At 68.9% G+C, this 11,775-nt stretch carries 11 protein-coding genes; 1 reads left to right on the plus strand and 10 read right to left on the minus strand.

Annotated features, from left to right (window positions below; genetic code table 11):
* Positions 1–91: 91 nt before the first annotated feature.
* The 10 genes from RWO82_RS12805 to RWO82_RS12850 all read right to left on the minus strand — a co-directional run bounded on the left by RWO82_RS12805 (position 92) and on the right by RWO82_RS12850 (position 10,404).
* On the minus strand, positions 92–913 hold the full coding sequence (locus tag RWO82_RS12805; protein ID WP_314427665.1) for a TIGR03943 family putative permease subunit: 822 nt from the start codon (positions 911–913) through the stop codon (positions 92–94).
* Positions 906–1,895, minus strand: coding sequence for a permease (locus tag RWO82_RS12810; RefSeq protein ID WP_314427684.1), 990 nt, complete (start codon positions 1,893–1,895; stop codon positions 906–908). The genes RWO82_RS12805 and RWO82_RS12810 overlap by 8 nt, the downstream gene beginning before the upstream one ends.
* Positions 1,896–1,948: 53 nt before the next feature.
* A complete protein-coding gene (locus RWO82_RS12815) occupies positions 1,949–2,365 on the minus strand; it encodes a transcriptional repressor (protein WP_314427666.1) in 417 nt (138 codons plus the stop codon).
* A gap of 122 nt (positions 2,366–2,487) precedes the next feature.
* On the minus strand, positions 2,488–3,357 hold the full coding sequence (locus RWO82_RS12820; RefSeq protein ID WP_314427687.1) for a metal ABC transporter permease: 870 nt from the start codon (positions 3,355–3,357) through the stop codon (positions 2,488–2,490).
* A 5-nt stretch (positions 3,358–3,362) separates the two neighbouring features.
* A complete protein-coding gene (locus RWO82_RS12825; RefSeq protein ID WP_314427668.1) occupies positions 3,363–4,169 on the minus strand; it encodes a metal ABC transporter ATP-binding protein in 807 nt (268 codons plus the stop codon).
* 77 nt (positions 4,170–4,246) lie between these two features.
* Positions 4,247–5,290, minus strand: a complete 1,044-nt coding sequence (locus RWO82_RS12830; RefSeq protein ID WP_314427670.1) for a metal ABC transporter solute-binding protein, Zn/Mn family — start codon at positions 5,288–5,290, stop codon at positions 4,247–4,249.
* Positions 5,291–5,470: 180 nt separating this feature from the next.
* Positions 5,471–7,165, minus strand: a complete 1,695-nt coding sequence (locus RWO82_RS12835) for a glycoside hydrolase family 13 protein (RefSeq protein ID WP_314427672.1) — start codon at positions 7,163–7,165, stop codon at positions 5,471–5,473.
* 127 nt (positions 7,166–7,292) lie between these two features.
* Positions 7,293–8,171, minus strand: coding sequence for a carbohydrate ABC transporter permease (locus RWO82_RS12840; protein WP_314427675.1), 879 nt, complete (start codon positions 8,169–8,171; stop codon positions 7,293–7,295).
* The gene (locus tag RWO82_RS12845) at positions 8,171–9,064 is read right to left on the minus strand and encodes a sugar ABC transporter permease (protein WP_314427690.1); all 894 of its coding nucleotides are present in this window, start codon (positions 9,062–9,064) and stop codon (positions 8,171–8,173) included. Before RWO82_RS12845 ends, RWO82_RS12840 begins: the two co-directional genes overlap by 1 nt.
* 59 nt (positions 9,065–9,123) lie before the next feature.
* Positions 9,124–10,404 (minus strand): ABC transporter substrate-binding protein, encoded by a 1,281-nt coding sequence (locus RWO82_RS12850; RefSeq protein WP_314427678.1) that lies wholly within the window; start codon positions 10,402–10,404, stop codon positions 9,124–9,126.
* A gap of 146 nt (positions 10,405–10,550) precedes the next feature.
* Here RWO82_RS12850 and RWO82_RS12855 point away from each other — a divergent pair, with 146 nt between their 5' ends.
* Positions 10,551–11,771 carry an ROK family protein gene (locus tag RWO82_RS12855; protein WP_314427681.1) on the plus strand — a complete coding sequence of 407 codons (1,221 nt, stop codon included), beginning with the start codon at positions 10,551–10,553 and terminating at the stop codon, positions 11,769–11,771.
* Positions 11,772–11,775 lie beyond the last annotated feature (4 nt).

Consider the following 11,775-nt stretch of genomic DNA (forward strand, 5'->3'; position numbering starts at 1 on the left):
CGACCGGGAGGATGCGGCCTCCGCTGCTTCGCGGGCGGCGCGCATCTCGGCGCGCGTGCGCGGCACGGCGGGCGCCTCGGGGCGCTCGTCGTCAGTACTCATACGGGTCCCCGGGCTCGTCGATCGCGGTCACGGTCGTCGGGTCGACGTGCAGCGCGCCGTCGGCATCCGCCTTGACCGTGCCCTCGATCTCGACCCACTGACCCGTGTCGAACTCACCGGCATCGATCGTGACGGGCACCGTCGCCGGCTGCGCGTCGATCACGCAGTGCGTGATCACCATGCGTGTGAGGTTGACGCCCTCGTCGTCGGCCGGCGTGACGAAGCCCGTGAGGGTGACCGTCTTGCCGTCGTACGAAGCGGTGTTGGTCGCGGTCGCGAAGACGCTGGCCCAGTCCCCCACACCGAACGTCGCGGTGTCGGCGACGCCGAGCGTCACGTCGTCGGCGCCCGCGAAGAGCGCTGTCTGCTCGCCCACCCGGGACATCGCGAGGTCGACCGACAGCGAGGCGGGCGGCAGCACGAGAGCCGCGACGACGACTCCCGAGGCCACGACCCCTCCGGTCACCGTACCCGCGAGAGCCAGCGACCGACGGGGAGCCGCGGGGGCGTCGGCATCACGTTCGGCGCCGTGAGGCGTGCCATGGTCGTGCCCGTGATCGTGGTCGCCCTCCGAGCCGAGCGGCAGCGTGAACGACCAGATCGCACCGGCCAGCGTGACCACGGCTGCGGCGCACGCGAACCAGATCGACTCGGGACTGATGTAGAGATTCAGGCGCCCCGTGAGGCCGAGGCCGAGAGTGACGACCGCGACGAGCGTCGCGAGGCCGATGCCCAGCCACCGACTGCCGAGGGCGCGGCGGCGCGCCGAACGCTCGAGCGCCGATGAGTGCGCGGAGGCATGCTCAGACAAGGACGTTCACCCCGATTCCGATCACGAAGGCGGCGAGCACGACCACGCCGACGATCCCGGCGAGAGTGCGGGTCGTGAACGTCGTGCGCATGAGAGCGAGCATCTTGACGTCGACGAGCGGACCGACGAGCAGGAAGGCCACGAGCGCGCCCGACGAGAAGGTCGACGCGAACGACAGCGCGAAGAACGCGTCGACGTTCGAGCAGATCGCGACGGTCATCGCGAGAGCCATCATCGCGACGATCGACAGCACCGGGTTCGACCCGATCGCGAGCAGCAGGTCGCGAGGGATCAGCACCTGCACGGCTCCGGCGAGCGCGGACCCGATCACGAGGGCCGGCATGACCGCACGCAGCTCGACGAGGAACTGGGTGAGGCTGCGTCGCACCGGGGTGCCGGGCTCATGCGTCACGCGCTCGCACGTGTCGACGAAGCGCTGCGTGAGCAGGGAGTCGGGCGAGGGGTGACGGCTGTAGATCCAGCCGATCAGGTTCGCGATCAGGTAGCCGCCGATGAGACGGGCGACCAGGATGCCGTCGTCGAAGCCGAACGCCGCATGCGTGGTGAGGATCACGATCGGATTCACGATCGGGGCCGCGATCAGGAAGGTCAGCGCTTCGGCGGGGGCGAGGCCCCGCATCATCAGGCCACGGGCGAACGGAACGTTGCCGCACTCGCACACCGGGATCAGCATCCCGAGCAGGGAGAGCACGGCTCGCCTCGCCCACGCACGCTTCGGCAGCCAGCGATGGATGACGTCGGCCGGCAGCCACACCTGCACCACGATCGACAGCAGCACGCCGAGGATCACGAACGGCAGCGCCTCGATGAGCACGCTCAGCGCGAGGGTGAGTCCGTCCTGCGCTCTGGTCGGGAGGCTGGCGGTGAACAGCGTCGGCAGGAAGCGATCGATCAGGAAGAGTGCGGCGACGATCGCGGCGCCGAGGCCGACACCGACCCACGGCGAACGCGGCGGGCGCACGGGCGAGCGGTGGGGACCGTGCGCATGGCCCGGTCGCGCGGTGGCCTGAACGGTCACGCTCTCGCTGCCTCTTCTGCGTCGCGCTTGTTGCTGCAGGGAGCGCAGAGTCCGAAGATGTCGACGACGTGTGCGGCGTCGGTGAACCCGTGCAGGGCCGCGGTGCGGTGCGCCCACTGCTCGACGTCGGTCGCCTCGATCTCGACGGTGAGCCCGCAGTTGCGGCAGATCAGGTGATGGTGGTGGCCCTGAGTGGTGCAGGCGCGGTAGAGCGCCTCGCCCTCGGGGCTCTGCAGCGAGTCGGCGTCGCCTGCGGCGGCGAGTCCGGCCAGCGCGCGATACACCGTGGCGAGGCCGATGCCCGTGTTGTCGTCGCGGAGCGAGGCGTGCAGACTCTGCGCGCTGACGAAGCCGCGCGCGTCGGCGAGTGCTTCGCGCACGCGTTCGCGCTGCCAGGTGTTCCGCTGAGCCATACCCATGATTCTAGGCGCGCCGCCCTTACCGGGCCCTGGGAGCTGCCCTCGGGCTTTCGAATCGCGCACTTTGCAGATCCGGGGACCGATTTCCTGCAAAGTGCGCGATTCGAAAGCAGCCGTCAGGCCCGCACGCGGCGCACACCGCCGCGGGCACGCTGCACGATCCAGCACACGGCATAGATCGTGAACGACAGGGTCGTGATGTACGGGCTCACGGGCAGGGTGCCGGCGAGCGCGAGCAGGATGCCGCCGACGGCCGACACGAAGCCGAAGAGCGCCGCGAGCAGGGGCACGGCGACCGGCCCCGCGGTGATGCGCATCGCGGCCGCGGCGGGCGTCACGAGCAGCGCCATCACGAGCAGCGCGCCGATGATGTGCACGCTGACGGCGACGATCAGCCCGAGCAGCACCATGAACAGCAGACTCACCGCGCGGGTGGGCACACCGCGGGCCGCGGCCGACTCGGGGTCGAGCGAGTCGAAGCGCAGCGGGTTCCACATGAGCAGAAGCCCGACGAGCACGACGATGCTGATGCCGAGCAGCCAGCCGAGATCGGGGCTCGACACCGAGACGATCTGGCCCGTCAGCAGGCTGAAGCGGTTGGCGCTGCGCCCGTCGTAGAGCGAGAGGAACAGGATGCCGAGACCCAGACCGAACGGCATGAGCACGCCGACGATCGAGTTGCGGTCGCGGGCCTTGGCGCCGAGCACGCCGATCAGGATCGCGGCTACGAGCGCTCCGCCGAGCGACCCGGCGACCACGCTGCCGCCGAACAGCAGTGCTGCCGCAGCACCGGCGAACGACAGCTCGCTGACGCCGTGCACCGCGAACGCGAGATCGCGCTGCATCACGAAGACGCCGATCAGTCCGCCGACGATGCCGAGCACGGCTCCCGCGATGATCGAGTTCGCGAGCAGGGCGACGAGCTCGCCGTAGTCCTGGAACGAGAAGACGTCGCTCCAGTCGACGGCGGGCACGATGCCGGTCATGACGGTCATGCGGCACCCCCGTGGTCGTGGTCGTGCGCGTGCTCGTGGTGCGGCTCGGCATCCGGAACGCCGACGACGACCAGCCTGTCGCCCGCCCGCAGCACGAATACGGGGGTGCCGTACAGCTCGGTGAGCACGCGGGTCTGCAGCACCTCTTCGGGGGTGCCGAGCACGAAGCGACCACCCGCGATGTAGAGGATGCGGTCGACGCGGCCCAGGATCGGATTCACGTCGTGCGTCACGAACAGCACCGCCGCGTCGCGTTCGCGGCGCTGGCGGTCGATGATGTCGGTGACCGCCAGCTGGTTCGCGAGGTCGAGGTTCGAGAGGGGCTCATCGCACAGCAGCAGCGAGGGCTCGTCGGCGAGCGCCTGACCGACGCGCAGCCGCTGCTGCTCGCCGCCCGAGAGCAGTCCGACACGGCGATCGGCGTAGTGCGAGGCTCCGACCGCCGCGAGCAGCTGATCGACCTTGGCCTTGTCGCCGCGGTGCGGGACGGGGAAGCCGAATCGACTGCCCTGCACTCCCAGCGCGACCAGGTCCCGCGCGCGCATGCTCGTGTCGGGCGCGAGAGATCGCTGCTGCGGGATGTAGCCGATGCGCCGGTTGCCCTTGCGCACAGGCTCGCCGCCGACCTCGATGGTCCCAGCCGACAGCGGCTGCAGCCCCAGGATGCTGCGCAACAGGGTGGTCTTGCCCGAGCCGGAGGGGCCGAGCACCGCGATGAACTCCCCCGGCTCGACCGTCAGATCGAGGCCCGCCCAGAGCTCGCGGTCGTCGCGGCGGAGAGCAGCACCGCGCACCTGCAGCACGGGCCCGCGCCCATGTGCGTCACCGGAAGATCCCTGGGCTGCGCCCGTGGGCCCCTGATCGTGTCGAGGGGCGCCACTCACGACTGGAGGGCGTCGGCGAGGCTCTGGATCGCGTCACTCATCCACTCAGAGTACGACGATCCGTCAGGCAGCAGCTCCGTGAACGCGACAACCGGGATTCCGGCATCCGTCGCGGCGTCCTCCACGCGCTGCGTCTCGGCACCGCCCGTCTGCGCGTTGGTGAGCACAGCCGTGACCTCGCCGCCCTCGACCTGCTGCAGCGTGGCGAGCAGAGTGGCGGGTGCCACGTCGGTGCCCTCCTCGACAGCCTCCGCGAAGCCTTCGGGAGTCACGTCGGTGAGTCCTGCCGCGGCGGCGATGTAGCCGGGGAGCGGCTCGGTGATGATGACGTTCGCGCCCGCGGCGTCTGCCTTCAGTGCCTCGAGATCGGCTTCGAAGCCCTCGAGGTCGGCGGTGATCTTCTCGGCGTTGGCGGTGAAATCGGCCTCGCCGTCGGGGTCGATCGCAGAAAGCTCGGCGGCGATCGCCTCGACCACGTGCACCATCGTGTGCGGGTCGAACCAGACGTGCTCGTTGAAGCCCTCGATGTGATCGTGACCCTCGTGACCCTCTTCGCCCTCGGCGTGCTCGTGGTCGTGGGCATCCTCCTCCGCGGCGTGCTCCTCCTCGGAGTGCTCGCCCTCGGCGGCGTGCTCGTCTTCGGAGTGCTCGTCGGCGTCGTGCCCCTCGTTGCCCGGGTAGTCGTGCGAGGACTCGACGGCCGTCACGACATGCACGTCTGCGGCGTCCTGCAGCAATGTGTCGATGAACGAGTCGTAGCCGCCGCCGTTCTCGATCACGAGGTCGGCGTCCTTGACCGTCAGGCGGTCGCGGGCCGACGCCTCGTACGAGTGCGGGTCCTGCGACGCAGAGGTGATGATCGACTCGACGTCGACCCGGTCGCCGCCGATCTGCGCCGCGAGCGACCCGTACACGTTGGTGCTCGCCACGACCTGGATCGCGGAGTCGTCGCCCTCTCCCGCGGCGGGGGCCGATGAGCATCCGGCGAGCGCGAGAGCTGCGGCGGACACGAATGCAAGGGCGAGGACGGGCTTCTTCATATTCGCAGTCTACGAGCTAATGAGAACCATTATCAAATCGGTCCCCCACCCACCTGCATGTCCCGATCACGGATGCAGGCCGAGAAACCGTGTTCTCGGCCTGCATCCGTCAAACCACCATGCAGGTGGCGCGGATCCGGCGGTCGCCGAGCGCGAAGCGCAGCGACGAGACGGAGCGTGTCAGTCGACCAGCCCCGCCGGCGCGATCCAGACCGTCGAATCCGCCGGCAGCGCACCACCCTCGACGGATCCGAGCACGACGTCCGCGGCATCCGCCCCGAGGTCGAACGGCTCGGAGCCGAAGTTCGTCACGACCTGCCACCCGTTCGGGCGAGCGAATCGCAGCACGTCGGCGCGCCCGGTCTCGATCCACTCGAGGCGCTCGCCCGTCTGCAGCACGCGCCGAAGCCGCAGAGCCTCGCGGTACAGCGACAGGGTCGACGACGGGTCCGCCTCTTCGACGTCGACCGCGTACTCGCCGAACCACTCCGGCTGCGGCAGGTGCGCCTCGCCCGAGCCGAATCCGAACGACGAACCGGATGCGGTCCACGGCAGCGGCACGCGGCACCCGTCCCGTCCGAGGCCGTCGAACACCGCGCCCCGGAAGAACGCGGGGTCCTGGCGCTGCTCGGCCGGGATCTCGGCCACCTCCTGCAGCCCGAGCTCCTCGCCCTGGTAGAGGTAGGTGCTGCCGGGCAGACCGAGCAGCAGCAGCGTCGCGGCGTGCGCGCGCTGCAAACCGCGCTCACGGTCGAGCTGGTCCTCCGGGCCGCCCGCGGCGACCCACTCGACGCCCTGCTTGACGCCCGTGCGTCCGGCCATCGGGGCGAGACCGTAGCGCGTCGCGTGACGCGTGACGTCGTGGTTCGACAGCACCCACGTGGTCGATGATCCCGTGGCATCCGACTGCGCCAGGTTGTCGCTGATAATCGTGCGGAACTGCGTCGCGTCGAAGTCGGCGACCAGCAGATCGAAGTTGAACGCCTGGCCCAGGCCCTCGGCCGAGGCGTACCGCGCCCGACGCTCCGGAGTGCTGACCCACGCCTCGGCGACGGCCGTGCGGGGCGGGTCGTACTGGTTGAACACACGGCGCCATTCGGCGTAGATCTCGTGCACGTCGTCGCGGTCGTGCAGCGGGTGATTGCCGTCGTGCGGCATGCCCTCGAGCTCGGCGCTGCTCGGCAGCGGCTCCGTGAGGTCCTTCGTCAGCATGTGCGCGACGTCGATGCGGAACCCGTCGACTCCCCGGTCCGACCAGAAGCGCAGGGTCTTCAGGAAGTCCTCGCGCACCTCGGGGTGGTCCCAGTTGAAGTCGGGCTGCTCGGGGGCGAAGCTGTGCAGGTACCACTGGCCGTCCTCGACCCGCTCCCACGCCGATCCGCCGAAGGCGGCGGTCCAGTCGGTCGGCGGCTCCGAGCCGTCCGGGCCCGATCCTTCGCGGAAGATGTACCGCTCCCGGGCGGCCGAGCCGCGGCCTGCGGCGAGCGCCTCCTGGAACCACTCGTGCAGGTCGGACGAGTGGTTCGGCACGATGTCGACCACGACGCGGATGCCGCGCTCGTGCAGTGCGGCGACCATCTCGTCGAAGTCCTCGAGCGTGCCCAGGCGCGGGTCGACATTGCGGTAGTCGGCCACGTCGTATCCGCCGTCGGCCAGCGCGGAGGGGTAGAACGGGCTGAGCCAGACCGCGTCGATGCCGAGGTCGCGCAGGTAGTCGGCGCGAGAGACGATGCCGGGGATGTCTCCCAGTCCGTCGCCGTTCGCGTCGGCGAAGCTGCGGGGGTAGATCTGGTAGACGGCGGCCTGTCGCCACCATGCGGCCGTCGTGTCGTCGTGGGTCTCGTCGCGGGTCTCGGTGAGAAGCGCATCGGTCATGAGGGGTGTTGCTCCTTCTTGTTGCGGTCTGGTGTGGGCGGCGTTTCGTCTCGGGCGGCTCCGCCGGCCTCGCTCAACGACCGGGTTGCTGGTCGTTGAGCGAGCGAAGCGAGACGAAACGCAGGTGTCAGCCCTTGACGGCTCCCTGGGTGACGCCCTCCATGACGAAGCGCTGCGTGAACAGGTAGGCCAGGATCGCCGGGGCCATCGCCATCAGGTATGAGGCGAACGACACGTTGTAGTTGTTGCTGAACTGGGTCTGGAACAGGTTCTGCCGCACCGGGAGGGTCTGCATCGCGGGATCCGAGATGATCAGCGACGGCATCATGAAGTCGTTCCACGCGTACAGGAACGCGAAGATGCCTACTGTGGCGCTCATGGGTGCGAGCAGCGGGAAGATCAGCTGCCAGAACGTCTGCCAGGTCGAGGCGCCGTCGATGCGCGCGCTCTCCTCGAGCTCGAGCGGGATCGACCTCAGGAACGCCGTGAACAGCAGCACGCTGAAGCTCAGCTGGAACATCGTGGCGAGGAGGATCACGCCGAACGGGTTGTCGAGCCCGGCCCAGCCGGTCAGCTGGATCTGCGGCAGCGCGACCACGGGGAACGGGATGAACATCGCGGCGAGCAGGTAGAAGAACGACCAACGGAAGAGGCGGTGGTCCCAGTTGCGCACGATCGCGTACGACGCGAACGCGGCGAGAACGATGGTCGCGATCACGGTGCCCGCCGTGACGAGCAGGGAGATCGCGGCGCCGACTGGGAACTTCGTGAGGTTCCAGGCCTCGACGAACCCGTCGATGCTGAACGGGGCCGGCAGCGAGAACGCGTTGCCGTCGACCGCCTGTCCGGTGGTCTTGAAGGCCATCGACAGGGTGACGTACAGCGGCAGCAGCACGGTCACGGCGGCCAGGATCAGGATGATCGTGCCCGACCAGTTGACGCGCTCCATGCGAACGCGCGGCTTCTTGCCCGAGGCGGGGATGGTGGTGAGTGTCTGCGTCGACATCAGAGTGCGTTCCTTCCGCGGGTCAGCGAGAGCTGCAGCAGGGAGATGAGCACCGCGACGATGAAGAAGATCGTGGCGTTGGCCATCTGGTAGGCGTAGTCGCCGCCGTTGAAGCCCGCGATGATCGTCATCGCGACGCTGCGGGTGGAGGTGCCGGGCCCGCCGTTGGTGAGGCCGACGATGATGTCGTAGGCGTTGAGGAATCCCTTGAACCCGAGGATCACGTTGATCACGACGTAGCCGGCGACCAGCGGGATCGTGATGCGGGTGAGCTGCTGCGTCTTGCTCGCGCCGTCGATGCTCGCCGCCTCGTACACCTCGCCGGGGACAGACAGGAGTCCCGCGATGTAGATCAGCAGCGCACCGGGCACGGCCTGCCAGGCGGTCACGATGACGATCGCGACCCAGGCGAGATCGGGGTTGGCCAGCAGGCTGGTCTCGAGCCACGGGATGCCGGCGGCGGCGCCCGCGGCGGGGAGGGAGTTGGAGAACAGGAAGTTGAAGACGTAGGCGATGATGATGCCCGAGATCACCATCGGGATCACGAAGATCGTGCGCAGCCCGGTCTTGAAGCGGATGCGGGAGGTCAGACCGACCGCCAGCAGGAAGGCGATCACGTTGACGACGATCACCGTCGCGATCGAGAAGCCGAACGTGAAGAGGTAGCTCTGCAGGATCGCGGGATCGCTGAACATCGCGATGTAGTTCGTCAGCCCGTTGAAACTCCACTCTCCGATGCCGATCGAGTCGGTGAAGCTGAAGAAGATGCCCATGACCGCCGGCACCGTGATGGCGAGCGTGAAGATGATGAGGGTGGGGACCAGGAAGAAGTAGTAGATCGGCTCGACGCGACCCTTGCGTCGCCGGAGCGTGCGTCCTTGCCCCGTGACGATCGACGTCGTATCGGTGGTCGGGCTGTTCGGCCTCGTGGCGTTCGAGGTGGCGGTGGTGCTCACGGTGCGGACTCCTCTGTCTCGCCGGCGGCCGCATCGTTGGACTTGGGGATGGGTGCGCGGAAGGCGATGCGTGCCCAGTCCGCGTCCATCGTGCGCAGCGTCGAGGTCGTCGACGCCCCCAGGGCCATCGCCTGGGCGTAGTTCATGACCGGAATGGTCTTGGGCACGAGCACCGAGGGGCCCTGATAGATCTGCCCGTCCTCGTAGTACTCGATCATCCCCTCGATACGGGGATCGTCGGGTGCGGCGGCATCCTTCGTGGGAGTGAATCCGAGCTGCGAGGCGTTGTAAGCCTCGATGTTCTCGGGCAGATACAGGTATTCGAGGAACTTCTTGGCCGCCTCCTGATGATTCGACCCCTCCGGGATCATGGCGCCCAGGTCCATGTTGACGCGCACTCCGAGGTCGTCGGGGTCGTCGGTCATGGGCAGCGGGAACGTACCGAGGTCGAGGTCGGGCGCGGTCTTCGCGATCTCGCTGAACGCCCACGGCCCCTGCATGTACATCGCGGCCTCGCCCTTCGAGAACGCCAGGTTGCCGTCGCCGTACCCGCGGCTCGCAGCATCCTCGTTGGTGTACTCGTTCGCGAGCTGCATCATCTGCTCCATGGGCCCCGCGAAGTCCTTCTCGAACGAGACGGGCGAGTCGGGGCCGACGGCCGCGCCCTCGTCCGCCATCTGGTCGAAGAACTCGATCGTGTCGAGCGAGCCGCCGATGCTGTAGTCGTACCAGCCCTGGCCGACTGTCCAGTCGTCCTTGAAGGTCGCGTAGAACGGGTCGATGCCCGCCTCCTTGAGCTGGTCGCACACGGCGATCAGCTCGTCCCACGTCTGCGGCACCTCGAGCCCCTGGGCCTCGAAGATCTCCTTGTTGTAGATCACCGACGCGGCCATCACCGAGTACGGGAGGGCACTGGTGCGGCCCTCGCACGATCCGTACTGGTCCATCAGAGGCTGCAGGTCGTCACGCACGGATGCCGCGGCATCGGTGTCGGAGAGATCGATGAGCGTGCAGCGCTGCACGAAGCGCGCGATCTCGTAGTTGTAGTTGCCGAGGATGAGGTCGGGCGGGTTGCCCCGCACGAAACTCGCCGAGATGACGTCGGGCCCCGAGGTGTCGATCTCCACGCGCACGTCGCTCTGCGAGGAGTTGAACTCGGAGACGAGATCGGTCATGAAGGCGATCGCCTCACGCTTGTTGAACGTGAAGCGTATGGTCTCGGCGCCGCTGCCGGGGGCGCACGCGGTGAGGGCCGAGCCGACGAGCGCGAGGGCCATCGCTGCACCCGCCACTCGCGCGACGGAGGGGGATTTCACAGACACCGTTGTCCTTTCGTCCTGTAGATCCGCAGACTAAATCTAGTGAGCGAATTTACTTCGATGAAGGGTACTCTCTCATCTGGACGAGAGTGAGGTCAAGACCTGTGACAGAAGCCTCCGCAGGCCTCGGCACCGGGCGGGCGAGCGTCGGCGCCGTCCTCGACTTCGCCTGGACGGCCGGCGAGTTCACCGCGACCGAGGTCATGGCGAGCGCGTCGATGACCCGCTCCACCGCGATCGACGCGATCGACACGCTCCTCAGGGCCGGCGTGCTGTGCGAACTGCCCAACGCGAGAGCCGCGGGCAGCTACCGCGCGGGCCGACCCGCGCGGCGCTTCCGCTTCGCGTCCGACCTCGGCGTGGTGATCGGCGTGGATGCCGGTGACAACCACCTCGCCGTCACGGTCGCCGATCTGCTCGATCGCACGCTCGTGCACCACCGCACCGACATCGACTCGACCCAGTCGGCGGCCGCCCGCCGTGCGACGATCCTCGACCAGATGCAGCAGGCGCTCGCCGAGGCCGACGTCTCACGCGAGGCGATCCTGGCGATCTGCGTGGGCGTCGCGGCGCCCGTGAACCGCGCGGGCATCTCTCCCCCGCATCCCGACGGATTCTGGGAGCGCACGAACCCGGGCCTCGCCGACGCCCTGGCCGACTGGGCGCCCGCGGTCGAGATCAAGAACGACGCCCAGCTCGCCGCGATCGCCGAGGGCTCGGTGGGGGCGGCGGTCGGATGCCGGGACTACGTCGCCCTGCTCGCGGGCGAACGCTTCGGCGGGGGTGTCGTCGTCGACGGACACGTTCTGCACGGCGCGCACGGCGGCGTGGGCGAGGGCATCGTGTTCGACCACATCGTGGGCGTCGGATCGGCCTTCGGACTCAGCTACGCCCTGCAGGACGAGGTGCGTGCAGCGGTCGCGAGCGCCGAGATCACCGCGGACTCGGCGATCGGCCGGCTCGCCGCGGACGACCGAGTGGATCCGCGGATCGTGCTGACCGCGGCAGCCGCGGGCGACCCCGAGGCGCTGCTCGCGACCTCGCGCGTCGGGGCCACGCTCGCACGCGTCGTCGGCGTGCTCGGCAGCATGTACGACCCCACTCGGGTCATCGTGTGCGGGGCGGTCGCCGAGAGCGTCGCTCCGGTGGTGACGGCTGCGCGCGAGGTGCTGCCGACCGAGCTGCATCTGCCGGCACCCGAGATCCTGGCCTCATCGCTCGGCGCCGAGGTCGTCTCGATCGGAGCCGTCACGACCGCGCGCCGCGCCGCGCGCGAGATCGCCGTGCCGCTTCTGGCGGAGCGACGCCTCAGCGCGGTGAGCTGACGCG

This window comes from uncultured Microbacterium sp., from assembly GCF_963521645.1.
GTDB lineage: Bacteria > Actinomycetota > Actinomycetes > Actinomycetales > Microbacteriaceae > Microbacterium.

Excerpts from the sequence above, each read along its gene's own strand:
- RWO82_RS12820 (WP_314427687.1), bottom strand. The coding sequence starts at position 3,357 with ATGACCGGCATCGTGCCCGCCGTCGACTGGAGCGACGTCTTCTCGTTC.
- RWO82_RS12835 (WP_314427672.1), bottom strand. The coding sequence starts at position 7,165 with ATGACCGATGCGCTTCTCACCGAGACCCGCGACGAGACCCACGACGAC.
- RWO82_RS12850 (WP_314427678.1), bottom strand. The coding sequence starts at position 10,404 with ATGGCCCTCGCGCTCGTCGGCTCGGCCCTCACCGCGTGCGCCCCCGGC.
- RWO82_RS12815 (WP_314427666.1), bottom strand. The coding sequence starts at position 2,365 with ATGGCTCAGCGGAACACCTGGCAGCGCGAACGCGTGCGCGAAGCACTC.
- RWO82_RS12840 (WP_314427675.1), bottom strand. The coding sequence starts at position 8,171 with ATGTCGACGCAGACACTCACCACCATCCCCGCCTCGGGCAAGAAGCCG.
- RWO82_RS12830 (WP_314427670.1), bottom strand. The coding sequence starts at position 5,290 with ATGAAGAAGCCCGTCCTCGCCCTTGCATTCGTGTCCGCCGCAGCTCTC.